19 protein-coding genes are annotated in these 26,974 nt (G+C 64.0%); 9 read left to right on the top strand and 10 right to left on the bottom strand.

All coding sequences use genetic code 11. The features are described 5' to 3' along the window. Positions 1 to 112: 112 nt before the first annotated feature. Both L6D64_RS12615 and L6D64_RS12620 read right to left on the bottom strand, forming a co-directional pair. Entirely contained in the window at positions 113 to 1,462 is a 1,350-nt protein-coding gene (locus L6D64_RS12615) for an APC family permease (protein WP_176506819.1), read from the bottom strand. A 219-nt stretch (positions 1,463 to 1,681) separates the two neighbouring features. Continuing rightward, complete coding sequence (locus L6D64_RS12620; protein ID WP_176506818.1) at positions 1,682 to 2,569, bottom strand: acyltransferase; 888 nt, start codon at positions 2,567 to 2,569, stop codon at positions 1,682 to 1,684. Positions 2,570 to 2,751: 182 nt separating this feature from the next. Between L6D64_RS12620 and rloA2 the strand changes: the two genes are divergently transcribed. Beyond that, positions 2,752 to 3,252, top strand: coding sequence for a retropepsin-like aspartic peptidase RloA2 (gene rloA2 / locus L6D64_RS12625; RefSeq protein ID WP_176506817.1), 501 nt, complete (start codon positions 2,752 to 2,754; stop codon positions 3,250 to 3,252). A gap of 160 nt (positions 3,253 to 3,412) precedes the next feature. Here the strand turns inward: rloA2 and L6D64_RS12630 are convergent, their stop codons facing one another. The 5 genes from L6D64_RS12630 to aceE form a co-directional block, all read right to left on the bottom strand. Continuing rightward, on the bottom strand, positions 3,413 to 4,036 hold the full coding sequence (locus L6D64_RS12630) for a glutathione S-transferase (RefSeq protein WP_176506816.1): 624 nt from the start codon (positions 4,034 to 4,036) through the stop codon (positions 3,413 to 3,415). A gap of 3 nt (positions 4,037 to 4,039) precedes the next feature. Continuing rightward, the gene (msrA, locus tag L6D64_RS12635; protein ID WP_176506815.1) at positions 4,040 to 4,708 is read right to left on the bottom strand and encodes a peptide-methionine (S)-S-oxide reductase MsrA; all 669 of its coding nucleotides are present in this window, start codon (positions 4,706 to 4,708) and stop codon (positions 4,040 to 4,042) included. 138 nt (positions 4,709 to 4,846) lie between these two features. Beyond that, positions 4,847 to 7,528, bottom strand: coding sequence for a putative bifunctional diguanylate cyclase/phosphodiesterase (locus L6D64_RS12640; protein ID WP_176506814.1), 2,682 nt, complete (start codon positions 7,526 to 7,528; stop codon positions 4,847 to 4,849). Between the two features lie 417 nt (positions 7,529 to 7,945). Continuing rightward, entirely contained in the window at positions 7,946 to 9,574 is a 1,629-nt protein-coding gene (aceF, locus tag L6D64_RS12645) for a dihydrolipoyllysine-residue acetyltransferase (protein WP_176506813.1), read from the bottom strand. A 13-nt stretch (positions 9,575 to 9,587) separates the two neighbouring features. After that, on the bottom strand, positions 9,588 to 12,233 hold the full coding sequence (gene aceE / locus L6D64_RS12650) for a pyruvate dehydrogenase (acetyl-transferring), homodimeric type (protein WP_176506812.1): 2,646 nt from the start codon (positions 12,231 to 12,233) through the stop codon (positions 9,588 to 9,590). Positions 12,234 to 12,616: 383 nt separating this feature from the next. Between aceE and glnE the strand changes: the two genes are divergently transcribed. The 8 genes from glnE to L6D64_RS12690 all read left to right on the top strand — a co-directional run bounded on the left by glnE (position 12,617) and on the right by L6D64_RS12690 (position 22,622). After that, positions 12,617 to 15,550, top strand: a complete 2,934-nt coding sequence (gene glnE, locus L6D64_RS12655) for a bifunctional [glutamate--ammonia ligase]-adenylyl-L-tyrosine phosphorylase/[glutamate--ammonia-ligase] adenylyltransferase (protein WP_176506811.1) — start codon at positions 12,617 to 12,619, stop codon at positions 15,548 to 15,550. Positions 15,551 to 15,661: 111 nt separating this feature from the next. Next, positions 15,662 to 16,711, top strand: coding sequence for a lipopolysaccharide heptosyltransferase II (gene waaF / locus L6D64_RS12660; RefSeq protein ID WP_054886016.1), 1,050 nt, complete (start codon positions 15,662 to 15,664; stop codon positions 16,709 to 16,711). Then, positions 16,712 to 17,770: a lipopolysaccharide heptosyltransferase I gene (gene waaC, locus L6D64_RS12665; protein WP_176506810.1), complete on the top strand. Its 1,059-nt coding sequence runs from the start codon at positions 16,712 to 16,714 to the stop codon at positions 17,768 to 17,770. Beyond that, positions 17,770 to 18,894 carry a glycosyltransferase family 4 protein gene (locus L6D64_RS12670; RefSeq protein ID WP_176506809.1) on the top strand — a complete coding sequence of 375 codons (1,125 nt, stop codon included), beginning with the start codon at positions 17,770 to 17,772 and terminating at the stop codon, positions 18,892 to 18,894. The genes waaC and L6D64_RS12670 overlap by 1 nt, the downstream gene beginning before the upstream one ends. Next, positions 18,891 to 19,697 (top strand): lipopolysaccharide core heptose(I) kinase RfaP, encoded by an 807-nt coding sequence (rfaP, locus tag L6D64_RS12675; RefSeq protein WP_176506808.1) that lies wholly within the window; start codon positions 18,891 to 18,893, stop codon positions 19,695 to 19,697. Before L6D64_RS12670 ends, rfaP begins: the two co-directional genes overlap by 4 nt. Then, positions 19,697 to 20,431: a lipopolysaccharide kinase InaA family protein gene (locus tag L6D64_RS12680; protein ID WP_054886012.1), complete on the top strand. Its 735-nt coding sequence runs from the start codon at positions 19,697 to 19,699 to the stop codon at positions 20,429 to 20,431. The genes rfaP and L6D64_RS12680 overlap by 1 nt, the downstream gene beginning before the upstream one ends. Continuing rightward, positions 20,428 to 21,180, top strand: a complete 753-nt coding sequence (locus tag L6D64_RS12685) for a lipopolysaccharide kinase InaA family protein (RefSeq protein ID WP_176506807.1) — start codon at positions 20,428 to 20,430, stop codon at positions 21,178 to 21,180. Before L6D64_RS12680 ends, L6D64_RS12685 begins: the two co-directional genes overlap by 4 nt. Then, complete coding sequence (locus tag L6D64_RS12690) at positions 21,180 to 22,622, top strand: lipopolysaccharide kinase InaA family protein (protein ID WP_176506806.1); 1,443 nt, start codon at positions 21,180 to 21,182, stop codon at positions 22,620 to 22,622. Before L6D64_RS12685 ends, L6D64_RS12690 begins: the two co-directional genes overlap by 1 nt. Here L6D64_RS12690 and L6D64_RS12695 read toward each other — a convergent pair. The 3 genes from L6D64_RS12695 to L6D64_RS12705 are packed head-to-tail and all read right to left on the bottom strand — an operon-like array spanning position 22,583 to position 26,964. Further along, positions 22,583 to 25,609 carry a dermonecrotic toxin domain-containing protein gene (locus tag L6D64_RS12695; protein ID WP_176506805.1) on the bottom strand — a complete coding sequence of 1,009 codons (3,027 nt, stop codon included), beginning with the start codon at positions 25,607 to 25,609 and terminating at the stop codon, positions 22,583 to 22,585. The genes L6D64_RS12690 and L6D64_RS12695 overlap by 40 nt on opposite strands. A gap of 60 nt (positions 25,610 to 25,669) precedes the next feature. Further along, on the bottom strand, positions 25,670 to 25,855 hold the full coding sequence (locus L6D64_RS12700) for a hypothetical protein (protein ID WP_176506804.1): 186 nt from the start codon (positions 25,853 to 25,855) through the stop codon (positions 25,670 to 25,672). Further along, a complete protein-coding gene (locus L6D64_RS12705) occupies positions 25,852 to 26,964 on the bottom strand; it encodes a PepSY-associated TM helix domain-containing protein (protein WP_176506803.1) in 1,113 nt (370 codons plus the stop codon). The genes L6D64_RS12700 and L6D64_RS12705 overlap by 4 nt, the downstream gene beginning before the upstream one ends. Positions 26,965 to 26,974 lie beyond the last annotated feature (10 nt).

Below are 26,974 nucleotides of genomic sequence, written 5' to 3' on the forward strand. Positions count from 1 at the left end.
AGGGCTGCGCAGCGGCCCCAAGATCTAAGCGTTACCGCAACGATTGCTGGGGCCGCTTTGCGGCCCTTTCGCGACGCAAGGCCGCTCCCACAAAAAAGCAGATTGCGGCTGGTCAGGCAGCTTCGCTGAAGTCCACAAGGCGCACAGGGCGGCGGAAGCCGGCGGTCAGTATTGCCAGGTACGCCAGACCAAACGCAAACCAGCACAGCCCAATCACCAAGGTCAGCGCCGACAGGCTGGTCCACAGCCACAGGGTCAACGCCAACCCCACCAGCGGCACCAGGCCGTAGCACAACAGCCCCTTGAGGTTACGCTGGGCGCTGTCGTCCATCAGGTGCGTCTTCACCACCGCCAGGTTCACCGCCGAAAACGCCACCAGCGCACCGAAGCTGATCAGCGAGGCGAGGGTGGCCAGGTCGATCACCAACGCCAGCAGCGAGAACGCCGACACCAGCGCAATGGCGAACACCGGCGTGCCGAAGCGCGGCGACAGGTAACCGAAGCTGCGCCTTGGCAGCACGTTGTCACGCCCCATGGTGAACAGGATGCGCGACACCGCTGCCTGCGAGGCCAGCGCCGAGCCGAGGCTGCCGGCGACATACGCTGCCGTGAAGAAGTTGGCCAGGAACTGCCCGCCCGCCTTGAACATCACCTCGTTGGCCGCTGCATCGGCATTGGCGAAGGTGGTGCCCGGCATCACCAGCTGGCTGACATAGGCCAGTACGGTGAACAGCACGCCAGCGAACAGGGTGGTGAGGATGATCGCCCGCGGTACGTCACGGCGGGCATCGCGGCATTCTTCAGCCAGGGTCGACACGGCGTCGAAGCCGAGGAACGACAGGCACAGCACCGCCGCGCCGGCCATGATCGCGCCGAAACCGGGCTTGGAGCCATCACCCAGCAGCGGCGCCAGCAGGTCCAGCGGTTGGCCGGCCAGCGACTGGCACGACAGCGCGACAAACACCACGATGAAGACGATCTGCGCGCCGACGATCAGGTTGCTGGTCTTGGCCACCGAGTGGATGCCGACCACGTTCAGCACCGTCACCAGCACGATCGAGGCCAGGGCGATGGACCACGCCGGGATGGCCGGGAAGGCGATGTTGAGGAACAGGCCGATCAACAGGTAGTTGATCATTGGCAGGAACAGATAGTCGAGCAGCAACGACCAGCCGGCGAGGAAGCCGACGTTGGGGCCGAAGGCCATGTTGGTGTAGGAGTACGCCGAGCCCGCGACCGGGAAGCGCTTGACCATGAAACTGTAGGACGCGGCGGTGAACAGCATGGCCACCAGGGTGACCATGTAGGCGCCGGCGGTGCGGCCACCGGTGAGTTCAGTGACGATGCCGTAGGTGGTGAAGATGGTCAGCGGGACCATGTACACCAGGCCGAAGAACACCAGGGCGGGGAGGCCGAGGACACGGCGCAGTTGGGCGGAGTTGGAGCTGGGTGGGTTGGCCATCGATCGATCCAGGCATTTTTGTAGTTGTGCTTTGGTCGATTTTTATCCACTTGGGTGGGTGATGACAAAAAAGTATTACTTATTCTAATTATTAGCCTGGGTTTTAATTGGGGCCTTAGTTGTGCCTGTACCGGCCTCTCGCGGATAAATCCGCACCTCACGGGTAGCGATCCCCGTAGGAGCGGATTTATCCGCGAGAGGCCGGTACAGCAATAAAACTCAGCTCATTTCACCGCGCAGCTGCTCAATCCGCTGGTCCTTCTCCAACCACAACTGGTTCACCCAACCCTGCACGGTCTGACGGAAAGCCGGGTCATTCTCGTAATCCCCATCCCACAAGGCCGGGTCCAGCTCACGCACCTGAATGTCGATAATCACCCGGTTGATGCTGCCATTGAGCAACGCCCAGAACCCCGGCGCCTGCTTGCCGGGGTAGACGATCGTCACGTCCAGCAGCGCATCCAGCTGTTCGCCCAGCGCTGCCAGCACGAACGCCACGCCGCCAGCCTTGGGCTTGAGCAGGTAGCGATAGGGCGATTGCTGTTCGCGGTGCGTGGCCTCGGTGAAGCGGGTGCCCTCGAGGTAGTTGACCACGGTCACCGGCTGGCGCTTGAACAGCTCGCAGGCGGCTTTGGTGATCTCCAGGTCCTTGCCCTTGAGCTCCGGGTGCTTTTCCAGAAACGCCTTGCTGTAGCGCTTCATGAACGGGTAATCGAGGCCCCACCAGGCCAGGCCCAGCAGCGGCACCCAGATCAGCTCCTTTTTGAGAAAGAACTTGAAGAACGGCGTGCGGCGGTTGAGGCTTTCGATCAGCGCCGGGATATCGACCCAGGTCTGGTGGTTGCTGACCGCCAGGTACGAGGTGTCCTTGCGCAGGTTCTCGACACCGCGAATGTCCCACTGGGTCGGGATGCACAGGGCGAAGATGGCCTTGTCGATTTCCGACCAGGTTTCGGCCACCCACATCACCGCCCACGAGGCATAGTCACGCCCACGGCCCGGCAGCACCAGTTTGAGCAGGGCGAAGACCAACAGCGGGCAGATCAACACCAAGGTGTTGAGCAGCAGCAGGATGGTCGTGAAAAGGCCGGTAAGCAGGCGACGCATAAGGAAACTCTTGTTGTGGGAAATTAGCAGGGCGCAATGATAAGCAGCGCCGCGGCCTACGCCAAATGTCCAATGCCCGACGGCAGGGACAAATGTTTCACAACATGTTGGTTAGGCTTGTGACAGCGAACCTATCCCGCCAGTGCAGTCTAAGCACTGACCCTTCTCAAGGAAGCTTGCCTGTGAAATCTCTGCTTGCCCTCTTATCGCTGCTGGCGTTGCCGGTCATGGCCGCCGAACCGACACTCTACGGCCGTTACGAGAACATCAAGTTGCCCGAGCTGGGCCAGACCTTGAAAGCCAAGATGGACACCGGTGCCTGGACGGCCTCGCTGTCGGCCAAGGACATCGAGTTGTTCACCCGTGATGGCGAGGAGTGGGTGCGTTTCCGCCTGGCTACCAAGGACTCCGACGGCAAGGTCTATGAGCACCAGGTCTCGCGCATCAGCAAGATCAAGGGGCGTGCCGAGGAAGAGGACGAGGGCGATGCGCCGGAAATCTCCAAGCGGCCGGTGATCGACCTGGAGATGTGCCTGGGTGGCGTGAAGCGCACCATGGAGGTCAACCTGGTGGACCGCAGCCACTTCAACTACCCGTTGCTGATTGGCTCCAAGGCATTGCGCCAGTTCAAGGCGGCGGTGAACCCAGCCAAGAAGTTTACTGCGGGTAATCCTGACTGCTGATCGCGATAGCACACTGGTTCTGCTGTATGTGGGAGCGGCCTTGTGTCGCGAAAGGGGCGCGAAGCGGCCCCAGGTTCTCAGCTTCGCAGCGGAAATTGCCGGGGCCGCTTCGCGGCCCTTTCGCGACACAAGGCCGCTCCCACACCCGCGAAGAGGCCCTTCAGGCCGCTGGGGCGGTAGCAACCATCGACGGCCGCTTGGCCACTTCGGCATACCACGCCGCCAGGCCAGGCTGGCGCTCACGCCAGCCGAACTGCGGCTGGCGCAGGTCCAGATACCCTAACGCACAGGCCACGCCAATCGCCGCAATATCGAACCCGGACGCCAGCTCTGCCAGGTGCGCTTGCTCCAGGTTCGCCAGGCTGCGGCGAATCTTCTCGGCTTGCGCTTCGAGCCAGCCCTCCCAGCGCTTCGCTTCAGGCCGCAGGAAGCTTTCGTAGCGGCTCAGCACCGCTGCATCCATGATCGCGTCAGCCTGCGAAGCCAAGGTCATGCGCCGCCAGCGCGCCGAGCCCTCGCGTGGCAGCAGCGGCTGGCCGACATGCTGCAGGTCGAGGTACTCGCAGATCACCCGGCTGTCGTGCAGCACGGTGCCGTCCTCCAGGCGCAGCGCCGGGATCTTGCCGATCGGGTTGTCCTGGTTGAGCTGCTCGTCGCCGTTCACCGGGCTGATGTTCACCGGCTGCAGCGCGACACGGCCAAGCTGGCCGGTCTCGTGCAGCACCACCATGACTTTGCGCACGAAAGGTGACAGCGGTGAGTGGAACAGGGTCATCGTGCCCATGGTTCAGTTGCCCTGCAGGCTCGGAGGCAGGCACACGCCGGTGCCGCCGATGCCGCAGTAGCCGTCCGGGTTCTTGGCCAGGTACTGCTGGTGGTAGGCCTCGGCGAAATACACCGTCGGCGCCTGGTCGATTTCGGTGGTGATTTCGCCGAAGCCGGCCTTGCTCAGCTCGGCCTGGAAGGCATCGCGGCTGGCCTTGGCCTGCTCCAGCTGTTCCGGGCTGGTGCAGTAGATGGCCGAGCGGTACTGGGTGCCGACGTCGTTGCCCTGGCGCATGCCCTGGGTCGGGTTGTGCAGCTCCCAGAACATCGCCAGCAGCTCGCGGTAGCTGACCTTGTCCTTGTCGAACACCACCAGCACCACCTCGGTGTGGCCGGTCAGGCCCGAGCAGACTTCTTCGTAGGTCGGGTGCGGGGTGAAGCCACCGGCGTAGCCGACCACCGTGCTGACCACGCCTTCGCGCTGCCAGAAGCGGCGCTCGGCGCCCCAGAAGCAGCCCAGGCCGAAGATGGCGAAATCAATGGCGCCTTCGAAGAACGGGCCGAGCAGTGGGGTGTCTTTGAATACGTAGTGGAACTCGGGCAGCTGCATGGGCGTTTCGCGGCCAGGCAGGGCTTGCTCCGCGGTTGGCATGACGTTTTTGTTCACCAGGATTTCCGAACGCAGGACCATGGCCGTTCCTCTGTATGTCGGTGGGATAGGAGTTGGCCTCATCGCGGATAAATCCGCTCCTGCAAGGATTGCGTAGGAGCGGATTTATCCGCGATGAGGCCTGAGTGGGATCTAGTTTGCCCGAGCTTGGCGCCGCTGTCAGGCTATTGGGCCGCGCGGATAGCGCTTGAGTTTTTCTTCCAGCTCACGGCCCGGGATTGGCCGGTCGAACAGGTAGCCCTGGCCGACGTCGCAGCGATGCCGGCGCAGGAAGGCGAGCTGCTCGGGCGTCTCGATCCCTTCGGCCACCACCTTGAGCTTGAGGTTGTGGGCCATGGCCACCACCGCCGAGGTGATTTCCATGTCGTCCTGGTTGTCGGGGATCTCGTTGATGAAGCTGCGGTCGATCTTGATGATGTCGATCGGGAATTTCTTCAAGTAGCTCAACGACGAATAACCGGTGCCGAAGTCGTCCATGGCCAGGGTCAGGCCCAGGGCCTTGAGTTCGTCGAGCTGGCGGTGGGTGTCTTCGGTCGCTTCCAGCAGCAGGCCCTCGGTGAGTTCCAGCTCCAGCAGGTGCGGGGGCAGGCCTTCTTCCTTGAGGATCAAACCGATCGAGGCCACCAGGTCGGGGTCGGAGAACTGTTTGGGCGAAAGGTTGATGGCCACGTGCAGGCAGCCCATGCCGGCTTGCTGCAACTGCTGGCTCATGCGGCACGACTGGCGCACCACCCACTTGCCAATGGGGATGATCAGGCCGGTTTCCTCGGCCACGCTGATGAACTGGTCCGGGCGGATCATGCCGCGCTCGGGGTGGTTCCAGCGTAGCAAGGCCTCAAGGCCCAGCAGGCGGCCGCTGCGCAGGCACAGCTTGGGCTGGTAGAACACCTCCAGCTCGTTCTGGGTCAGGGCGCGGCGCAGGTTGTTCTCGACGAACAGCTTGTAGCTGGCTTCGGCATTGAGCACTTCGGTGAACACCTGCACCTGGTGCTTGCCGTTGGCCTTGGCCTTGTGCAGGGCGAGGCCGGCATTCTTCATCAGAGTGGTCGGGTCGCTGCCGTGCAGCGGCGCGCACGCCAGGCCCACCGAGGCGGTGACGTTGATCAGCTGGTTGTCGACGAACATCGGTTTGTCGAGGGTACGCAGCAATTGCAGGGCTACGCCCTGGCCGTCTTCCAGGCTGGTGTCGTCGAGCAGCACGGCGAACTCGTTGCTGGCGAAACGGGCGAGCACGCCGTTGACGCTGAGGCTGTTGCGCAGGCGCCGGGCCAGGCTGATCAGCAATTTGTCGCCGGTCTGGTGGCCGAGGCTGTCGTTGATCCGCTTGAAGTTGTCGATGTCCACCAGCAGCAGGCAGATCGGGTTCTCGCTGTCGCGGGCGAAGCGCTCGTCGAGCTTGCGGATGAATGCCGGGCGGTTGCCCAGGTTGGTCAGGTTGTCGGTGTAGGCCAGGCGCTCGATGCGTTGCTGGGCCAGCTTGGTCTGGGTGACGTCTTCGTAGATGCCGATGTAGTGGGTCAGCTCACGGTTGTCGCCGTACACCTTGGAGATCGACAGTTGGCCCCAGTAAGGCTCGAGGTTCTTGCGCCGGCTCTTGAATTCGCCCTGCCAGCTGTTGCCCATGGCCAGGCTCGACGGCGAGTCGAACAGCAATTCGCTGAGGTTTTCCAGGGCTGGCAGCTCGGCCAGGTGGTGGCCCTGGACTTCCTCGGTGCTGTACTGGGTGATGGCCGTGAAGCTTGGGTTGACGTACTCCACCACGCCGTCGCGGTTGACCAGCAGGAAGGCGCTGGCGCTTTGTTCCACGGCCCGCTGGAACAGGTGCAGGGCGCTGGCGGCGGTGCGCCGGTTGTGGTTGGTGATGACCTGGGCGAACTGGTCGGCGAGCTCACCGGCAAAGGCGATTTCATCGGACTGCCAGGCGCGCGGCTGGCCAGTCTGTTCCAGGCACAACACGCCGACTACCTGGCCATCGACGCGGATGCTGGCGTCGAGCATGGCGTTGTTGTCGGCATACAGGCTCTCGGCCAGGTCACGGGTGCGCGGGTCGTGGTTGGCGTTGTGCGCGTCGATGGCACGGCTGGCGTGCAGGGCGTCCAGGTAGTCGGGGAAGCGGCTGGCATCGATCGGTTCGGGCAGGCGGTGCGCCTGCTCGTCGCGCAGCCAGGCACTGATCGGCTCCAGACGCTGCTCTTCCAGGTGCCAGATGCTGGCGCTGTCGACCTTGTAGATCTCGCAGGCGCTGCGGGTGATCAGCTGGGCGGCTTCGAGCAGCGAGTTCTCGGCGCTGTAGCGCTGGCGGGCCAGGCGCAGGATGAGGTCTTGCTGGGCACGCACGCGTTCCAGGTGCTCAAGCTGCTCCTGCTGGGCACGCTGGTTGATCTGCAGGGCCAGTTGCAAGCGGTTGTTGCGCGATTCCAGGTCGTCGGTGTCGAGGTCGCTGTCGTCGTCATCGAGCACCGTGAGGAAGCCGCGCAGCAGCTGGCGGTTGTGCTGCTTGTATGCCTCGCCGGCTTCCAGCACGCGCAGCGCGCGGGCCTGGGTGTGCAGGGTGTAGCGCACCCGGTAGTAGCCGCGGTTGCTCAGTTGCAGTTGGATTTCATCGTGCAGCCGGTAGCGGGCCTCGGGTTCCATGAGGCTGGCATAGGGCGCATCGATCAGCGCACACAGCTCGGCAGCGGGCAAGCCGAACTGGCGTTCGCAAGCAGGATCGAGGTAAAGCATCGCCCAGTTGGCTTCGTTCAGCCTTTCGAAACGCAGCATGCCGAGCCGCGAGGGCACGGGGAGCTGAGTGACGACCTCGGCCGCCACACGGCTGGCGGCATCGGGTTGGCTTTTCATCGAAGACTCGCTTGAAGGGGACGCGGCCTGGACGGCGGCGTATCTGGCAAGGTTGCATCATGTCCCTGAGGCTGGCAAGCGGCCATGAGGGCTGTCATGTATATGTTTTCGGCCGCCTGGCTGAAATCCTTAGTTTGCCTTGGGATTTTTGGCGCCTGTGAGATCGAGCGCCGCCCGCGCGGCGCATCGCGGATAAATCCTACAGTTGTTGCGACGTGCCGAACTTGTTACGCCATGGTCGCCTGCCTTGGTGCATGTCTTGAGTCTTGCAAGCCGGCTGACAACCATGGCCTCACAGGCATGGCCACGTTGCTTAAAGGCGGACAAAAAAGCCCCGCCAACGGGCGGGGTTGAGGTACGAGCGTGGCAGCTCGAAAAGGGTACCTGCCTCCCTGGGAGGAGGCAGGTGGGCTGCGATTACAGCAGCATGGTGCGGATATCGCCCAGCACGTCGCCCAGGCGCTTGGTGAAGCGCGCGGCGGCAGCGCCGTTGATCACACGGTGATCGTAGGACAGCGACAGCGGCAGCATCAGCTTCGGCTGGAAGGCCTTGCCATCCCAGACCGGCTGCATGGTCGCCTTGGAGACGCCCAGGATCGCCACTTCCGGCGCGTTGACGATCGGCGTGAAGCCGGTGCCGCCAATGTGACCGAGGCTGGAGATGGTGAAGCAGGCACCTTGCATGTCGTCGGCCGACAGCTTCTTGGTGCGCGCCTTCTCCGCCAGTGCAGCGGCTTCTGCAGCCAGTTGCAGCAGGCTCTTCTGGTCGACGTTCTTGATCACAGGGACCAGCAGGCCGTCCGGAGTGTCCACGGCGAAGCCGATGTGCACGTACTTCTTGCGGATGATGGCCTTGCCGCTTGGCGCCAGCGAGCTGTTGAAGTCCGGCAGTTCCTTGAGCAGGAAGGCGCAGGCCTTGAGCAGCAGTGGCAGCACGGTCAGCTTGACGCCAGCCTTCTCGGCCACGGCCTTCTGCGCAACGCGGAAGGCTTCCAGCTCGGTGATGTCGGCGGTGTCGAACTGAGTCACGTGCGGCACGTTCAGCCAGCTGCGGTGCAGGTTGGTGGCACCGACCTGCATCAGGCGGGTCAGGGCGACTTCTTCCACTTCACCGAACTTGCTGAAGTCCACGGCCGGGATCGGCGGGATGCCAGCGCCGCCGGCTGCTGGAGCTTCCTTGGCCTTCTGCATCATCGCCTTGACGTAGACCTGCACGTCTTCTTTGAGGATGCGGCCGTGCGGACCGGTAGCAGCCACTGCGCCCAGGTCGACACCGAATTCACGGGCCAGCTGGCGAACCGCCGGGCCTGCGTGAACCTTGGCGTTGCTGCCGGCAGCCGGTGCGGTAGCGACCGGAGCGGGGGCAGCAGCCGGGGCGGCAGCGGCAGGTGCGGCGGCAGGAGCAGCCTCGGCCTTGGCCGGTGCAGCAGCGGCTGGTGCCGGTGCCGCAGCAGGTGCAGCGCCAGCCACCTTGAGCTTGAAGATCAGGTCGCCAGTGCCGACTTCGTCTTCCAGCTTGCACAGGACTTCTTCGACCACGCCGGCAGCCGGCGACGGGATTTCCATGGAGGCCTTGTCGGACTCCAGGGTAATCAGCGACTGGTCGGCTTCGACGGTGTCGCCGACCTTGACCAGCACTTCGATGATCTTGGCCTTGCCCGACGAGCCGATGTCCGGCACGTGGATGTCCTGCACGCTGGCCGCAGCCGGGGCTGCGGCCGGAGCAGGGGCAGGTGCTGCTTCAGCGGCTGGCGCTGGAGCAGCAGCCTGGGCAGGAGCGGCAGCAGGAGCCTCAGGGGCCGCAGCAGCGGCGCCCTCGGCTTCCAGAACCAGCAGCTCGTCGCCTTCTTTCAGGCGGTCGCCCAGCTTGACCTTCAGTTCCTTGATCACGCCGGCCTTGGGCGCCGGGATCTCCATGGAGGCCTTGTCGGACTCCAGGGTCAGCAGGCTCTGGTCAGCCTCGATACGGTCACCGACCTTGACGAACAGCTCGATGATTTCACCTTCACCGCTGCCGATGTCAGGTACGCGAATGAGTTCGCTCACTTAAAAATACTCCTCAGCAGTCCAGTGGGTTGCGCTTGTCCGGGTCGATACCGAACTTGACGATAGCGTCAGCCACAACCTTGGGTTCGATCTCGCCGCGGTCAGCCAGGGCTTCCAGGGCAGCCAGCACCACGAAGTGGCGGTCGACTTCGAAGAAGTGACGCAGCTTCTTGCGGCTGTCGCTGCGACCGTAACCGTCGGTACCCAGGACCTTGAACTCTTTGCTCGGCACCCACTGGCGGATCTGCTCGGCGAACAGCTTCATGTAGTCGGTGGACGCGATGACCGGGCCTTTGCGACCGTTCAGGCACTGCTCGACGTAGGTCTGCTGTGGCTTCTGGCCAGGCTTCAGGCGGTTGGCGCGTTCCACGGCCAGGCCGTCGCGACGCAGTTCGTTGAAGCTGGTGACGCTCCACACGTCGGCACCGACGTTGAACTCTTCACGCAGGATCTTCGCCGCTTCGCGAACTTCGCGCAGGATGGTGCCGGAGCCCATCAGCTGTACGTGGTGCGCGGCTTCGCGGGTGTCTTCTTCGAGCAGGTACATACCCTTGATGATGCCTTCCTCGACACCGGCCGGCATGGCTGGCTGCTGGTAGGATTCGTTCATCACGGTGATGTAGTAGAAGATGTCCTGCTGCTCTTCGGTCATCTTCTTCATGCCGTCCTGGATGATCACCGCCAGCTCGTAGCCGTAGGTTGGATCGTAGGTGCGGCAGTTCGGGATGGTGCCCGCCATCATGTGGCTGTGACCGTCTTCGTGCTGCAGGCCTTCACCGTTGAGGGTGGTACGGCCGGCGGTACCGCCGATCAGGAAGCCACGGGTGCGGCTGTCGCCGGCAGCCCAGGCCAGGTCGCCGATGCGCTGGAAGCCGAACATCGAGTAGAAGATGTAGAACGGCAGCATCGGCTGGTTGTGGCAGCTGTACGAGGTACCGGCAGCAATGAACGACGACATGGCGCCGGCTTCGTTGATGCCTTCCTCGAGGATCTGGCCCTTCTTGTCTTCGCGGTAGAACATCACCTGGTCTTTATCGACTGGCTCGTAGAGCTGGCCGACCGACGAGTAGATGCCCAGCTGGCGGAACATGCCTTCCATACCGAAGGTACGGGCTTCGTCCGGGATGATCGGGACGATGCGCTGGCCGATGTCCTTGTCCTTGACCAGCTGCGCGAGGATACGCACGAAGGCCATGGTGGTGGAGATTTCGCGGTCGCCCGAACCGTCCAGGATCGCTTTCAGCGTTTCCAGTGGCGGGGTCGGCACGCTGAAGCTCTTCGCGCGGCGCTGTGGCACGAAGCCGCCGAGGGCAGCACGGCGCTCGGCCAGGTACTTGGCTTCGGCAGAACCTTCTTCAGGCTTGAAGAACGGCAGGTTCTCGAGGTCGGCATCCTTGACCGGGATGTCGAAGCGGTCACGGAAGTGACGCAGGCTGTCGACGTCGACCTTCTTGGTATTGTGCGCGGTGTTCTTGGCTTCGCCGGCACCGGTACCGTAACCCTTGATGGTCTTGGCCAGGATGACGGTTGGCTGGTCCTTGTGGTTGACCGCCTGATGGTAAGCCGCGTAGACCTTGTACGGGTCGTGGCCGCCACGGTTGAGCTTCCAGATCTCGTCGTCGGACAGGTCTTCGACCATGGCCTTGAGCTCTGGGGTGTTGAAGAAGTTCTCACGAACGTACGCGCCGTCTTTGGCTTTGTAGTTCTGGTACTCGCCGTCGATGACTTCGTCCATGCGGCGCTGCAGGGCACCGTTGGTGTCCTTGGCGAACAGTGGGTCCCAGAAGCGACCCCAGACCACCTTGTTGACGTTCCAGCCACCGCCACGGAACACGCCTTCGAGTTCCTGGATGATCTTGCCGTTGCCGCGAACCGGGCCGTCGAGGCGCTGCAGGTTGCAGTTGATGACGAAGATCAGGTTGTCCAGCTTCTCGCGGCCGGCCAGGGCGATTGCGCCCAGGGATTCCGGCTCGTCGCACTCGCCGTCGCCCATGAAGCACCAGACCTTCTGCTTGCCGGCCGGGATGAAACCACGAGCTTCCAGGTACTTCATGAAGCGTGCCTGGTAGATAGCCTGGATCGGGCCCAGACCCATGGATACGGTCGGGAACTGCCAGAAGTCAGGCATCAGCCACGGGTGCGGGTACGAAGACAGGCCGTTGCCGTCCACTTCCTGACGGAAGTTGTTCATCTGCTCTTCGCTGATGCGGCCTTCCATGAAAGCACGGGCGTAGACGCCTGGCGAGGCGTGGCCCTGGAAGAAGATCAGGTCGCCGCCATGCTCTTCAGTCGGCGCCTGGAAGAAGTAGTTGAAGCCGATGTCGTACAGGGTGGCACTGGAAGCGAAGCTGGAGATGTGGCCGCCCAGGTCCGAATCCTTCAGGTTGGTGCGCATCACCATGGCCAGCGCGTTCCAACGCACCATCGAGCGAATGCGGCGTTCCATGAACAGGTCGCCAGGCATGCGTGCTTCGTGGGTGACAGGGATGGTGTTGCGGTATGGCGTGGTGATCGCGTACGGCAGCTGGGAGCCACTGCGGGTGGCCAGCTCGCCCATGCGGGTCATCAGGTAATGAGCGCGGTCTTCGCCTTCTTTGTCGAGGACCGACTCCAGGGCATCCAGCCATTCCTGGGTTTCGATTGGATCGAGGTCTTGCATGGCTTGCTCCAGGGCGGAAAGGCCACCAGAATCGGGGGCCTGAGTTTGCGACTGGCCTTATGGGCAGACGTCGTGAATTCTTGGATTACCGGGGTGTCTCCCGGCGCCGTGTAGTTTTACTACATTTGCTTCGGCATTTCATGCTTTTGCACGTCACGGGTAGTAGTAAAACTACACAAATGCGACGTTTGGTCGCACCTCGGCTTGTGAGGAAAAACGTTCATGTTGGTTGGCGGTGTGTCGCGAACAGGTGGATCTTGATGTTTCATGCCAATGATTCGTTTTTTTCAGCTATTTCCAACTTTTGTATGACAGTCCAACCGAGGTCCGGCTCCCTCCTGGCCGCTTTTTCCCCTCCTTTTCACGCCGATCAAGGATAGACCATGCGCCTACCTTTGCCGCTCGAACTGCCTGCTTCCCTGCAACCGCTGGTCGTTCGCAACCAGCAGTTCCTGCGCGATGCCGTGGCGGGCCACGCTGACCTCGACCTCAACACCTTGACGCCTTTGCACCGGCAACAGTTCGATCAGGTCGCCGCCGCCAGTGATTTTGTCCTTGGCGTTGCCCAGCGCGAGCCGGCCATGCTGTTCGCGATGATCGCCAGCGGTGAACTGGACCGCCGTTACGCACCGGGCGAGCTGCGCGGGCAGATCGCCGCTGCAGCCCAGGCCGCGCAGAGCGAGGACGAGCTGGCGCGCAACCTGCGTCGCCAGCGCAATCGCCATCAGCTGCGCATCATCTGGCGTGACATTACCCGCCAGGCCGAGCTGGGCGAGACCTGCCGCGACCTGTCCGACCTCGCCGATGCGGCCATCGACGAAGCCTACCAGTGGCTGTACCCGCGCCACTGCCAGCAGTTCGGCACGCCGATCGGCAACCGTAGCGGCCAGCCGCAGCACATGGTGGTGCTGGGCATGGGCAAGTTGGGCGCGGTGGAGCTGAACCTGTCGTCGGACATCGACCTGATCTTCGCCTTCCCCGAGGGCGGCGAAACCGAAGGGGTCAAGCGCTCGCTGGAAAACCAGGAATTCTTCACCCGCCTGGGCCAGCGCCTGATCAAGGCGCTCGACCCGGTGACCGTCGATGGCTTTGTATTCCGTGTCGACATGCGCCTGCGCCCCTACGGCTCGGCCGGCGCCCTGGTGCTCAGCTTCAATGCGTTGGAGCAGTACTACCAGGACCAGGGCCGCGACTGGGAACGCTACGCGATGATCAAGGCGCGGGTGGTGGCCGGTGACCAGGCCGCTGGCGCGCAACTGCAGGAAATGTTGAAACCGTTCGTGTATCGGCGTTATCTGGACTTTTCGGCGATCGAAGCGCTGCGCACCATGAAGCAGCTGATCCAGCAGGAAGTGCGGCGCAAGGGCATGGCCGACAACATCAAGCTGGGCGCGGGTGGCATCCGCGAAGTCGAGTTCATCGCCCAGGCCTTCCAGCTGATTCACGGTGGCCGTGACCTGAGCCTGCAACTGCGGCCATTGCTCAAGGTGCTGGCAATCCTGGAGGGCCAGGGTTACCTGCCGCCCGCCGTGGTGGCAGAGCTGCGCGAAGGCTATGAATTCCTGCGCTACACCGAACACGCCATCCAGGCCATCGCCGACCGCCAGACGCAGATGCTCCCCGACAGCGAACTCGACCGTGAGCGTGTCGCCTATATGCTGGGTTTTGCCGACTGGCAGAGCTTCCACGATCAGTTGATGTACTGGCGCGGCCGGGTCGACTGGCACTTCCGTCAGGTCATTGCCGACCCGGATGAGGACGAAGGTGAAGGCGAGCTGGTGGTCGGTGGCGAGTGGTCACCGCTGTGGGAACAGGCCCAGGATGAAGAGGCCGCAGGTCGCCAGCTGGAAGAGGCCGGTTTCAAGCAGCCGACCGAAGCCTTGCGCCGCCTGGCAGCGCTGCGCGCCAGCCCGCAGCTGCGTTCGATGCAGCGCATCGGCCGCGAGCGCCTGGATGCCTTCATTCCACGCCTGCTGGCCCAGGCTGTGGAACACGACAACCCGGACCTGGTACTGGAGCGGGTGTTGCCGCTGGTCGAGGCCGTGGCCCGGCGCTCGGCCTACCTGGTGCTGCTCACCGAAAACCCGGGCGCCTTGCGGCGCTTGCTGACCCTGTGTGCGGCCAGCCCGTGGATCGCCGAGCAGATTGCTCGCTACCCCTTGCTGCTCGATGAACTGCTCAACGAAGGCCGCCTGTTCAGCCCACCACTGGCGCCGGAGCTGGCTGCCGAGCTGCGCGAGCGGCTGACGCGCATCCCCGAGGACGACCTGGAACAGCAGATGGAAGCGCTGCGCCACTTCAAGCTGGCCCATAGCCTGCGTGTGGCAGCGTCGGAAATCAGCGGCAACCTGCCGTTGATGAAAGTCAGCGACTACCTGACCTGGCTGGCCGAGGCCATACTCGACCAGGTGCTGGCCCTGGCCTGGCGCCAGACCGTGGCCCGCCATGGTCAGCCCCGGCGCAGCGACGGTAGCCTGTGCGACCCAGGCTTCATCATCATCGGCTACGGCAAGGTCGGCGGCCTGGAGCTGGGCCATGGTTCGGACCTGGACCTGGTGTTCATTCACGATGGCGACCCGCAGGCGGAAACCGACGGCGCCAAACCGATCGACAGTGCGCAGTTCTTCACCCGCCTGGGCCAGCGCATCATCCACTTGCTGACTACCCAGACCAACTCCGGCCAGCTGTACGACGTCGACATGCGCCTGCGCCCGTCTGGCGCGGCGGGGTTGCTGGTCAGTTCGCTGGGAGCGTTCGAGCGCTACCAGCAGAGCGAGGCCTGGACATGGGAGCATCAGGCCCTGGTGCGCGCCCGTGTGCTGGTGGGCTGCAAACAGGTGGCGACGGCATTCGAGGGCGTGCGCGCCAAGGTCCTGGGCCAGCCTCGCGATCTGGGCAAGTTGCGCAGCGAAGTGAGTGAAATGCGCGCCAAGATGCGCGACAACCTCGGCACCAAGGCCACCCTTGCCGGCACCGCGGCCAATGCCTTCGATACCGGTGTGCCGTTCGATATCAAGCAGGATGCCGGCGGTATCGTCGATATCGAATTTATGGTGCAATACGCCGCTTTGGCCTGGTCTCACGAGCACCCGGCCATACTCCGATGGACCGATAACATCCGCATTCTGGAAGAACTGGAGCAGGCAGGGTTGATGCCGGCCAGTGACGCGGTGCTGTTGCGTGAGGTGTACAAGGCGTTCCGCTCGGCGTCGCACCGCCAGGCCCTGCAGAAGCAGGCCGGGGTGATCGATGCGGCGCAGTTCGCCGATGAGCGCCGCCAGGTGCGACGGATCTGGGCTGAGCTGGGGCTGACCTGAAGGCCCGGAATGGGCCTGAGTGGTACACTGTCCGCCACATAGCCTGAATATAAAGAGGGGAGGCCAGGCTGTATGCAGCCTGTAGCCTCCCCGAGCGTTTCTGGACTAAGCATGAGAATACTGATCATTGGCCCCAGCTGGGTCGGCGACATGGTGATGGCGCAGACCCTGTTCCAGTGCCTGAAACAGCAGCACCCCGACTGCGTGATCGACGTGCTGGCGCCCGAGTGGAGCCGGCCGATCCTTGAGCGCATGCCCGAAGTGCGTCAGGCCTTGAGCTTCCCGCTCGGCCACGGCGCGCTGGAACTGGCCACGCGTCGGCGCATCGGCAAGTCCCTGGCCGGCCAGTACGACCAGGCCATCCTGCTGCCCAACTCGTTGAAGTCGGCACTGGTGCCGTTCTTTGCCGGCATTCCCAAGCGCACCGGGTGGCGCGGTGAAATGCGTTTCGGCCTGCTCAACGACGTGCGCAAGCTGGACAAGGCCCGCTACCCGTTGATGATCGAACGTTTCATGGCCCTGGCCTACGCACCCGGTGCCGAGCTGCCGCAGCCGTATCCGCGGCCAAGCCTGCAGATCGAAGCGCAGAGCCGTGAAGCCGCCCTGGCCAAGTTCGGCCTGGCGTTGGACCGCCCGGTGCTGGCGCTGTGCCCGGGCGCCGAGTTCGGTGAGGCCAAGCGCTGGCCGAGCGAGCACTACGCCGCTGTGGCCGATGCGATGACCCGCCAGGGCTGGCAGGTGTGGCTGTTCGGCTCGAAGAACGACCACCCGGTCGGCGAGCAGATCCGCGACCGCCTGATACCGGGCCTGCGTGAAGAGTCGTACAACCTGGCGGGCGAAACCTCGCTGGCCGAGGCCATCGACCTGATGTCCTGCGCCGATGCCGTGGTGTCCAACGACTCTGGCCTGATGCACGTGGCGGCGGCACTGAACCGCCCGCTGGTCGCGGTGTACGGTTCCACTTCGCCTGGCTTCACGCCGCCGCTGGCCGAACAGGTGGAAGTGGTGCGCACCGGCATCGAGTGCAGCCCGTGCTTCGACCGCACCTGCCGCTTCGGCCACTACAACTGCCTGCGCCTGCTGGAACCGGGCAGAGTGATCGCCGCCCTGCACAGCCTGGGTGGTCCGAACCTGATCGATACCGTGGCCGAGGTCGACTAAGTGCGGGTACTGATCATCAAGACTTCGTCGCTGGGTGATGTGATCCACACCCTGCCGGCGCTGACCGACGCCGCCCATGCCATCCCGGGCATCCGTTTCGACTGGGTGGTGGAAGAGGGCTTTGCAGAGATCCCCAGCTGGCACCCGGCAGTCGACCAGGTCATCCCGGTGGCGATCCGCCGCTGGCGCAAGAACCTCTGGCAGACCCTCAAGAGCGGCGAGTGGAAGGCGTTCAAGCAGCGCGTTCGCGAGCGCCAGTACGACCTGGTGATCGATGCCCAGGGCCTGGTCAAGTCGGCTTGGCTGACCCGCTACGTCAAGGCACCGGTCGCCGGGCTGGACCGCTATTCGGCCCGTGAAGGCTGGGCCAGCCGGTTCTATGACCGGCCGCTGTCGGTCGCCGTTGGCCAGCATGCCGTGGAGCGAGTGCGACAACTGTTCGCCATGGCCCTGGCCTATGACCTGCCGGAAGGCATCGGCCAGTACGGTCTCGACCTCGACCGCCTGCAATTGCCGCCGGCTGCGCCTTACGTGGTGTTCCTGCATGGCACCACCTGGGCGACCAAGCACTGGCCTGAAGCCTACTGGCGCGAACTGGCCGAGCGCATGGCCCGGCGCAAGCTGCAGGTACGCCTGCCCTGGGGTAACCCTGCTGAAAAGGCCCGTGCCGAGCGCATTGCCCAAGGCTTGAACAACTGCCAGGTGCTCCCCAGATTGAACCTTGCCGGCGTCGCCCGTGTGCTGGCGGCGGCCAAGGCCTGTGTGGCGGTGGATACCGGCCTCGGCCACCTGGCTGCAGCGCTGGACGTGCCGACCATTTCGCTGTTCGGCCCGACCAACCCAGGCCTGACCGGCGCCTACGGACGGACCCAGATTCACCAGGCCAGTGACTGGCCATGCGCACCCTGCCTGCAAAAGAAATGCACCTACAAACCGAGCGCCGAAGACCTGCGCCGGTTCGATCTGAAACGCGAGTGGCCACTGTGCTTCACTCGCCTGAATCCCGAGCATGTAGCGAGCCGCCTGAGCGCGCTGCTGCTGGCTGAGGATGTTCGTTGATGCAACTGGCTTTCGTGCTTTACAAATATTTCCCCTTCGGCGGGCTGCAGCGCGATTTCATGCGCATCGCCCTGGAATGCCAGAAGCGGGGCCATCAGATCCGCGTGTACACGCTGATCTGGGAAGGTGATATCCCGCCGGGCTTCGAGGTGCTGGTGGCGCCGGTCAAGGCGATCTTCAACCACCGCCGCAACGAGAAGCTCAGCGCCTGGATGGAAGCGGACCTGGCCAAGCGCCCGGTCGACCGGCTGATCGGTTTCAACAAGATGCCGGGGCTGGACGTTTACTACGCCGCCGACGGCTGCTTCGAGGACAAGGCGCAGACCCTGCGCGGCGGCCTGTACCGCCGCTGGGGCCGCTACCGGCATTTTGCCGAGTACGAACGTGCCGTGTTCGCCAAGGACGCGCGCACCGAAGTGCTGATGATTTCCGAAGTGCAGCAGCCGCTGTTCATCAAGCACTACGGCACCCCGGTGGAACGCTTCCACCTGCTGCCGCCAGGCATCTCCCAGGACCGCCGCGCGCCGGCCAATGCCGCCGAGATCCGCGCCGAGTTCCGCAAGGAGTTCAACCTGGGCGATGACGACCTGCTGCTGGTACAGATCGGCTCCGGCTTCAAGACCAAGGGCGTCGATCGGAGCCTCAAAGCCCTGGCCGCACTGCCCTCGGCGCTGCGCAAACGCACCAGGCTGATGGTCATCGGCCAGGACGACCCCAAGGTGTTCCAGTTGCAGAGCGCCGCCTTGGGCTTGGGGGAGCAGGTGCAGTTCCTCAAGGGCCGCAGCGACATCCCGCGCTTCCTGCTGGGTGCCGACCTGCTGATCCACCCGGCCTACAACGAGAACACCGGCACGGTGTTGCTCGAAGCGCTGGTGGCCGGCTTGCCGGTGCTGGTGTCCAAGGTCTGCGGTTACGCTCACTACATCGCCGAGGCCGACAGCGGCCTGGTGCTGGACGAGCCGTTCGAGCAGGAGCAGCTCAATGCCTACCTGCAACGCATGCTGGAGGACGCTCAGGCCCGCGCCGGCTGGTCGCGCAACGGCCTGGCCTTTGCCGACAGTGCCGACCTGTACAGCATGCCGCAGCATGCTGCCGATGTGATTCTGGGACAGGAGAACGCATGAAGCTGATTTTGGCCGAACCCTTCAAGCATCTGTGGGCCGGGCGGGACGCCTTCGAGGCCGTGGAAGCGCTGCAAGGCGAGGTCTATCGCGAGCTGGAAGGCCGCCGCACGCTGCGTACCGAGGTCGATGGCGAAGGCTTCTTCGTCAAGATCCACCGTGGCATCGGCTGGGGCGAGATCTTCAAGAACCTGCTCACTGCCAAGTTGCCGGTACTCGGTGCCGGCCAGGAATGGCAGGCCATCCAGCGCCTGCATGAAGTGGGCGTGCCGACCATGACTGCGGTGGCCTATGGCGAGCGTGGCAGCAACCCGGCCAGCCAGCATTCGTTCATCGTCACCGAAGAGCTGGCGCCTACCATCAGCCTGGAAGACTTCAGCATCGACTGGGTCAAGCAGCCGCCCGAGCCACGCCTGAAGCGTGCGCTGATCGCTGAAGTGGCAAAGATGACTGGCGGCATGCACCGCGCCGGGGTCAACCACCGAGACTGTTACATCTGCCACTTCCTGCTGCACACCGACCGGCCGGTGACGCCGGAAGACTTCAAACTGTCGGTCATCGACCTGCATCGCGCCCAGACCCGGGCGAAAATCAGCCGCCGCTGGCGCGACAAGGACCTGGCCGCGCTGTATTTCTCGGCGCTGGACATCGGCCTTACCCGGCGTGACAAGCTGCGTTTCCTGCGCGGTTACTTCCAGCGCCCGTTGCGGCAGATTCTGGCCGAGGAGGCCGCGCTGCTCGCCTGGCTCGAGCGCAAGGCGCAGAAACTCTACGATCGCAAGCAACGCTATGGGGATGCACTCTGATGGCGAGTTGGACACTGGCGCCAGGCTACGAACATCTGGCGTCGGACTTCGGCAGCCTCGATGCGGTCTTTGCCCTCAAGGGCGAACACCTCACGCGTGACCCGCTCAGCGAGGTTATCCGCGTCGAGCGTGACGGGGTCAACTACTACGTCAAGCGCTACACCGGCGCTGGCAAGCACATGCGCCGTTACCTGGGCCGGCCACGCATCAAGGCCGAATGGCAGAACCTCAAGCAGTTCGCCAAGTGGGAAATTCCCACTGCCGAGGTGGTGGCCTGGGGCCTGGAACGCAAGGGCCTGGCCTTTGGCCGTGGGGCGATGATCACCCGCGAGCTGCCGCGTACCGAAGACCTTTCGGCCCTGGCCGAGCGCAACGACCCACGCCTGGCCGACCGGGTCTGGGTCGACAAGCTGAGCCGTCAGCTGGCGCGCCACACCCGGGTGATGCATGAACACCGTTTTGCCCACAACGACCTGAAGTGGCGCAACCTGCTGGTCGACGACCTGGGTACGCTGTTCTTCATCGATTGCCCGACCGGCGATTTCTGGCGCGGCTTCATGTGGCGCCACCGCATGATCAAAGACCTGGCGTGCCTGGACAAGGTGGCTAAATATCATCTGTCGGCGACCCAGCGCCTGCGTTTCTATCTGCAGTACCGTGGGCGTCAGCGCCTGAATGTGCGCGACAAGCGGCGCATTCGCCAGGTGCTGAGCTTCTTCGAGGGAAGGGAATGACCGACTACCTGGCCAGCGCGGACCTCGCGCTGCTCAAACGCCATGGCTTGAACGATTTCGAAGCGTTGTGGGCGCTGCAGCTCGACGCCGTGGACGAACCTAACACCGGCCGCGGCGGCTGGAGCAGCGTCTATCGCCTGGAGCTGGAGGGCAAAGGTTATTACCTCAAGCGCCAGAGCGATTACCTGACCCGCACCTTGCACCGGCCGTTTGGCGAACCGACCTTCGCCCGCGAGTTCCGTAACATCAGCCGTTACCACAAACTGCACATCCCGGCCTTGCAGGCTGTGTTCTACGGCGAGCGCAAGCAGAACGGCAAGCACCGGGCAATCCTGATGACCCGTGCGCTGGACGAGTGGAGCGACCTCGAAGGCCTGCTGGCTCAGTGGCCACAGCTTGCCGATGACGCCCGGGCAGGTATCCTCAAGGCCTGCGGCCAGCTGGCGCGCACCCTGCACGGTGCAGGCCTGGTGCACGGCTGCTTCTATCCCAAGCACATCTTCCTGCGCCCACGTCGCGAGGGCTGGGAAGCGCAACTGATCGACCTGGAAAAGACCCGGCCGCTTCTGTTCGGCATGCGTGACCGCCTGCGCGACCTGGAGCCGCTGCTGCGACGTGCCGGGGCCTGGAGCGAGGCGGACGTGCGCCAGTTGTTGGCGGCCTACCTGCAGCAGCCTGGCGACAGCGCCCTGGTCGGCACCTGGCTGCAACGCCTGACGCAACGCCGTCGTGAAAAAGAGGCCCGCTGATGCGTTTGTCCGAACTCAAAGACGCCGGGCGCAGCCCGGCGCTGCCGTTGAGCATCACCCTGGCCGATGCCGCTGGCCCGGCTGACCTGCAATTGCTCAGCCTGCTGCGGGTGCTGCCCGGCCAGCGCTATGTCGGCGCCGGCATCTGGCGTGGCACCCCGGTGCTGGCCAAGCTGCTGGTCGGCGGCAATGCCGCGCGGCATTTCCAGCGCGAACTGGATGGCGTGAAGCTGTTGGCCAAAGAAGGCCTGACCACGCCGCAACTGCTGGCCGACGGCCTCAAGGAAGGCGAGGGCGGCTGGCTGCTGTTCGAATTCCTCGATGGCGCCGAAAGCCTGGCCGATGCCTGGGCGGCGGTGGAAAGCCTGCCGGTGCTGGCTGACGAGCAGCACCTGGTGCTGGGCGAAGCCCTGACTGCCGTGGCGCACATGCATGCCCAGGGCCTGTGGCAAGAAGACCTGCACCTGGACAACCTGCTGCGCCACGGCGGCAAGCTGTACCTGATCGACGGCGCCGGCATCAAGGCCGAGACACCCGGCCAGCAGCTGTCGCGCCCGCGTGTGCTGGAAAATCTCGGGGTGTTCTTCGCCCAGTTGCCCAAGCGCCTGGAGCCGTTCATCGAAGAGCTGCTGGTGCATTACCTGCTGGCCAACGCCGAGCACGCGCTGCCGCTGGAAGCGCTGTTGAAGCAGGTGGACAAGGTGCGCAGCTGGCGCCAGAAGGATTACCTGGAAAAGGCTGGCCGCGAGTGCAGCCTGTTCAGTGTCGAGCGCAGCCTGTCGGGCCTGCGCGTGATCCGCCGCAGCGAGGTGGAGGCCATGCGGCCGGTGCTCGAGCAGGCGGATGCACTGATCGACCAGGGCCACCTGTACAAGACCGGTGGTGCGGCCAGTGTGGCGCGTATCGAAGTGAACGGCCGCAAGCTGGTGCTCAAGCGCTACAACATCAAGAACACCGCCCACTGGTTCAAGCGCTTTTGGCGGCCGAGCCGGGCCTGGCATTCGTGGATCGAAGGGCATCGCCTGGAATTCCTCGACATCGCCACCCCGCGCCCGCTGGCGGTGCTGGAGCAACGGGTGATGGGCCTGCGCAGCCGCGCCTACCTGGTCACCGAATATGTCGATGGCCCGGACCTGACCGAGTGCTTCGCGCCCTATGTGGACAACGGCGACGCACCTGAGGAGCAGGTCGATGCGCTGGTGCATGTCATGCAGCAGCTGATCCGCGAGCGCATCAGCCACGGCGACTTCAAGGGTCACAACCTGTTCTGGGACAAGGGCCAGTGGTCGTTGATCGACCTTGACGCCATGTGCCAGCACGCTACCCAGCTCAGTTTCGCCCCGGCCTATGCCCGTGACCGGGCGCGGCTGTTGCGCAACTGGCCGAGCAGCAGTGCCCTGCATCAACGTCTGGACCGACTGCTGCCTCGGCTGTCCGAATAGGCAGCGGGTAGTGCCAGCCAGTCGCTGCTGCGGCCGGACTGGCGTACGCGAATGCGCCATGCACCCTCTTGCTGCCGCAAGACCGCCGAGGCTGGGACGGCGCCGCTGAGGGTGTCAGGCAGCAGCAGATGGTAATGGCCGGCGAGCAGGTGCTGGCGAACGGGAAGCTGGTGGTCACCCAACTGCAGATACGACAGGCTGCCCGCTGCGAACAGCCCTGGTTGATTGTCGATGGCGCTGCCTTGCCGGGCAGGGATCAGGCGGCATTGCGCCAGCAGGCTGGCAAGGTCGGGTAGCCCGTCATACCAGAGCACGGGCGAGTCCACTGTCCAGTTGCCGTCTTGCTTGCGCTTGATCGGCAGTTTCAGAAAGGCAAAGGGTTGGTCCGGGTCGGTGGCTCGCCAGCGCCGGCCGTCATAGCTGACATTGAAAAGAACGCCCTGGTTGTCTTGCACATAGTACTGGCTCAGCCCTGGCTTGGCCGAGGGCAGCTCATAGACCGTCTCGCCATGCAGGGTATCGATTCGGTAGCGGAGCCGGGCCCGCTCAGGGAACGCCTCATAGTGCCTGGGCAGCGGCACCGGAGGTGGTTTGGGCAGCCCGCGCAGGGCCCGGCGCATCAGGCCCGACCCCGCCATTTCGTTGAGCCCTGCGGTGCCGTGGCCTAAGGCAGCGATGGCATGGTGAAGGGCGCCATCATGATCCCCCTGTTCGAAGGCTTCGAAGCCATCCCATATCGATATCGACATGCGGCCGAATGCCAGGGCAATCATTGTGCGCTGCGGCAATACCAGGCTGACGATATCCAGCAGGAGCCTGAGGACGTTGATTGAAAATTCGCCGAGCAGTTCCTGGTTGCTGCGCGTGGACGTATCCGTTTCGCTCATCAGGTGGTTGACCTCCGCAAGATACAGCGCTTGCAACAGGTCACCGGTGATCGTCTGAGCCCTCACGGTACTTCCGAGTCCGCCTTTGCGCAGACGTTTCTCCAATAAGCGTCCAGTCGCCGTCGGCAAGCGCTGGATCAGGTAGGCCTGCAGGTGAAGGTCGCTGCGCACTGCCTTGATCAGCGCGCGGACACTGCTGTATTCGCGCCAATAGCGGCGGTCCGGGACGTCCGGGCAGTACACCACGATGTGTCGGGACGCCTGCGGTGAGACCAGCAGCACTACGCCTTGCAGGGTGTCTTCATTGACGAGCAACTGCTGTGCGTGCACCGCGTGCCCTGCGAAAGGTGGCCGGCTCTGGCTGTCGGCTGAGTGGATGACCGTGCTGGCCCAGCCATAGCCCTGTTCGCTGGGATCCTCGAGGAAATGGCCGGCGTAGCGCGCCTTGACCGCTTCGGCATTCATGCGAGTGCGGGTGAGCTGTCCATGGGCCTTTTTTCGCCAGCGGCCTTGCTCTGAGTCGAGCAGTTGGATGCGCAGGTAGGCCTGGTAGCCGCTGCCTGCGTTGAGTCGCCGTACGATGTCCTTTACCCGCTGAGGCGTGAGCGCGGGGAGAGGTTGGTCGCCATATACGTGTACGCGCGCCGTCAGCCAGTAATCCACGTCGAACCAGGCAATGTTCAGCAATGCCAGTTCTTCGAGGCGGTAGGTGTGATGCACCAGTTCGACGGTGTCGCCCACCTGCGGGCGGCTCGCGACCGGGATGTAGCTGCTGGTGATGCCAGTGGGTTGTGGTTGGATGAACGGGCCTTTCTGGCGCGCCAGAGTGACGCTGACGGAAATGTCCTTGGGATCGATGTCCAGGCCTGGGTCACGTTGCAGGTACTCGCGCAGACGCTCGTTGACCCAATGCAGCAAGCTGTGCCGTTGTTTGAATTGATCCAGTGTCAGGATGCCTGGGCCGCTGGCGCCTTCGATGGCGGCTATCTGTTCTTGCATGGCCTGCATGATGTGCGTGACACCTTGCGCCGAGGTCTCGCGTAGCCAGTTGGGCAAGTGTTTTTCCAGCAACTGGCCGTAGCGGTTGGCCATCGGTCCTTTGCTGCTGACGGCGCCGCGCCAGTCCAGGGCCTTGGCCAATGCCTGGTCGAACTGCCCGATGTCACGCTGCTGCCCGCGATTCCAGGCGGTCTGCCAGGTGTGGCTGAGCTGCTTGATCTGCGCGTCGCGGATAGCGTGGGCGAAGTGGTCGGCCAGATCTTCGGTGTACCAGTCATAGCGCAAGCGTTCGGCTTGGCGGGCGTTGTGTTGTTCGACGGGGTCGATCATCAGCTTGACCAGGTGCTCGCTTTGCTGGGGGTCTTCCAGGCGCTCGCAGACTTCCTGATGAAGGGCCGTCAGGCTGTCGAAGGTCTCGATGCCGTGGGCCACGCTGCACAGCATCGCTCGGCCAACACCCTCGTGAGGCTCCAGCAAGCCCCCCTCCAGGCCCTGCTCGGTGAGCACCAGAAAACCTGGCAGATAACTACGCCAGTTGGGGGCGGTGCTGCTCAGCAGGATTCGATAGATTTGTGGGCGCATGCCCGTAGGCAATTGCCGTCGTTGCCAGGGGTAAGGCATCTGTATGCAGGTCCTGAGCAACTGGGTGTGTTGGGGTGAAAGGGTCTGGTCGGTCATGCGCAAGCGGACTTCTGCCTCGAACCGGTCGCGCAAGTACGAGGCCAGCCGCACCAGGCGGCTCAAACCATTGCTGCCACGCTCCATCCAATAGTTGGCCAGGCGCGCGTGCAAGCCCTGGCGCAGGCCATGGCAGAAGCTGTGGATGCTGTTGTTGAAGTCGAGCGGCAGGCTTATGGCCGGATAATCGGCGTGCCGTGGCCGACTGCCTGCGGGTACGCGGAACGTGCCGCCATCGAACAGATGAAAGCCCACCAGCTGAAACAGTGAATGGCCTTCGAACATTAGCGTACGGGCGCTGATGGCGAGCCCTGGAAAGAGCCCGGCGAGGTGTTGATCGAGGGCATGTTCGATGCCGTGTAGCGGCGGCAGCAAGGCCTCCAATTGGGTGTCCAGCACCTGGAACAATGGCTGTGTGGTCATGCTTCGTCTCCTTGAACGAGGCAGACCATGTTGCGCGGGCATGGCGGGGGGCTGTGTTAGTCAGCTACCGCTGGCGCGCCACAGGCCACGGATGGATAGCCAGGCGGGCAGGCCAAGACCGAGCCAGGACAGCCCGTCCCACCAGCCGTCGCCAAGCAAGGCGGCGAACAGGCCCAGCGCACCGAGGGCGGCAATCAGCGCTGGCCAGGCAAAGATGCGCGAGGTGGTCTGCGACGCGTGGCTCATGGTCGTGCCTCCCGGCGCTTGTTGTACTTGCTGCACCACAGGTAGAGGCCGCTGCCGAGCACGATGATGGTCAGCACATCCAGCACTGCCCAGAGGATCTGCATCGGCCGACCGCCATAGTCACCGAAGTGCAGCGGCTGTGACAGGCCCAGGGCATCCATGTACCAGGGACGCTCGCCGACCGCGGTCACCTCGAGTGTGCGGGCGTCGATCAGCACTGGCGTGAACAGGTGTGAGCTCAGGTGCGAGGCGCCATTCATGAACACGGCGTAGTGGTGTTCGCTGGAGAAACGCGTGCCGGGGAAGGCGATGAAATCCGGGCGCATGCCGGGGGCGGCCTGTTCGGCTATCTCCAGCAGACGGGTGGCCGGCGCGCGCTCGGTCAGCGGCGGGGCATCACCATAAGGAGCAACCATGGCGGCCAGGCTGTCGTTGCGCCAGGCGGCGATGACCAGGTCGGAGAGGGCGCTGATCACCCCGGTGACGCCGACGGTCAACGCCCAGGCCAGGGTGACGATGCCGATCAGGTTGTGCAGGTCCAGCCAGCGCAGGCGCCGGGATTTGTCGTGGCGCACGGTGGCGAAGTCCAGGCGGCGCATGAACGGTGCATAGAGGACGGTGCCGGAGATGATCGCGACGACAAACAGCACGCCCATGAAGGCCAGCAGCAGCTTGCCGGGGAGCCCTGCGAACAGGTCCACATGCAGGCGCAGCATGAGCATCATGAAACCGCCATTGGCAGCCGGCATGGCTACGGCTTCGCCGGTGCGGGCGTCGAGCATGAAGGTGTGCGACGAATTGGGTTCGGTGCCGGCGGTGGCAGCGGTGATCGCCAGCACACCGTCGGGTTCGTCCTTGTCGAAGCCGAAATACTGCACGACCTCGCCGGGGCGGTGTTGCTGAGCTTTCAGCACCAGCTGTTGCAGGTCCAGGTGCGGGGTGTCGGCGGGCATCGCGCGCAACTCTGCGGCATCGCCGAGCAGGTGTTCGAGTTCGTGGTGGAAAATCAGCGGCAGGCCGGTGAGCGCCAGCAACAGCAGGAACAGGGTGCAGACCAGGCTGCTCCAGGTGTGGATCACCGACCAGCGGCGGATGGTTGGGCTTTTCATCACGGTACCG

It is taken from the genome of Pseudomonas urethralis (genome assembly GCF_021602465.1).
In the GTDB taxonomy this organism is placed as follows: domain Bacteria; phylum Pseudomonadota; class Gammaproteobacteria; order Pseudomonadales; family Pseudomonadaceae; genus Aquipseudomonas; species Aquipseudomonas vlassakiae.

Bases quoted from the DNA above. Each gene is read 5' to 3' on its own strand.
- L6D64_RS12630 (WP_176506816.1), bottom strand. From the start codon at position 4,036: ATGGGCACGATGACCCTGTTCCACTCACCGCTGTCACCTTTCGTGCGC.
- L6D64_RS12705 (WP_176506803.1), bottom strand. From the start codon at position 26,964: ATGAAAAGCCCAACCATCCGCCGCTGGTCGGTGATCCACACCTGGAGC.
- L6D64_RS12690 (WP_176506806.1), top strand. From the start codon at position 21,180: ATGCGTTTGTCCGAACTCAAAGACGCCGGGCGCAGCCCGGCGCTGCCG.
- L6D64_RS12700 (WP_176506804.1), bottom strand. From the start codon at position 25,855: ATGAGCCACGCGTCGCAGACCACCTCGCGCATCTTTGCCTGGCCAGCG.
- L6D64_RS12640 (WP_176506814.1), bottom strand. From the start codon at position 7,528: ATGAAAAGCCAACCCGATGCCGCCAGCCGTGTGGCGGCCGAGGTCGTC.
- L6D64_RS12695 (WP_176506805.1), bottom strand. From the start codon at position 25,609: ATGACCACACAGCCATTGTTCCAGGTGCTGGACACCCAATTGGAGGCC.
- L6D64_RS12680 (WP_054886012.1), top strand. From the start codon at position 19,697: ATGGCGAGTTGGACACTGGCGCCAGGCTACGAACATCTGGCGTCGGAC.
- L6D64_RS12685 (WP_176506807.1), top strand. From the start codon at position 20,428: ATGACCGACTACCTGGCCAGCGCGGACCTCGCGCTGCTCAAACGCCAT.
- L6D64_RS12620 (WP_176506818.1), bottom strand. From the start codon at position 2,569: ATGCGTCGCCTGCTTACCGGCCTTTTCACGACCATCCTGCTGCTGCTC.
- waaF (WP_054886016.1), top strand. From the start codon at position 15,662: ATGAGAATACTGATCATTGGCCCCAGCTGGGTCGGCGACATGGTGATG.
- aceE (WP_176506812.1), bottom strand. From the start codon at position 12,233: ATGCAAGACCTCGATCCAATCGAAACCCAGGAATGGCTGGATGCCCTG.
- msrA (WP_176506815.1), bottom strand. From the start codon at position 4,708: ATGGTCCTGCGTTCGGAAATCCTGGTGAACAAAAACGTCATGCCAACC.
- L6D64_RS12615 (WP_176506819.1), bottom strand. From the start codon at position 1,462: ATGGCCAACCCACCCAGCTCCAACTCCGCCCAACTGCGCCGTGTCCTC.
- glnE (WP_176506811.1), top strand. From the start codon at position 12,617: ATGCGCCTACCTTTGCCGCTCGAACTGCCTGCTTCCCTGCAACCGCTG.
- L6D64_RS12670 (WP_176506809.1), top strand. From the start codon at position 17,770: ATGCAACTGGCTTTCGTGCTTTACAAATATTTCCCCTTCGGCGGGCTG.
- rfaP (WP_176506808.1), top strand. From the start codon at position 18,891: ATGAAGCTGATTTTGGCCGAACCCTTCAAGCATCTGTGGGCCGGGCGG.